General features: G+C 67.3%; 1 pseudogene. It reads left to right on the top strand.

Annotated elements, in window-relative coordinates:
• A pseudogene (locus tag CVH10_RS20900) lies at positions 1-269 on the top strand (alpha/beta hydrolase); the annotation flags it as partial.

Below are 269 nucleotides of genomic sequence, written 5' to 3'. Positions count from 1 at the left end.
CACGTCGACAGGGTCGAGATTCCGTATGACGGCGGGGCCTATCCCGCCCTGTTCGTCCACGATGGCTCCGGCACGCCGCGCCCGACGCTGGTGTCGGTCAACGGACTGGATTCGATGAAGGAGCAGGTCAACATGGCCGGGCACGGCCATGCGAACCTCGAGCGTGGCATGAACACGCTGTTCGTCGATCAGCCAGGCACCGGCGAGGCACTCCGCAAGCGCGGGCTGACCGCGGTGTACGATGCCGAGCGCTGGGGTTCGCCGGCGTT

Source organism: Halomonas sp. ND22Bw, from assembly GCF_003011945.1.
In the GTDB taxonomy this organism is placed as follows: Bacteria; Pseudomonadota; Gammaproteobacteria; order Pseudomonadales; family Halomonadaceae; genus Halomonas; species Halomonas halophila.
This window is presented reverse-complemented; position numbering and strand designations above follow the sequence as displayed.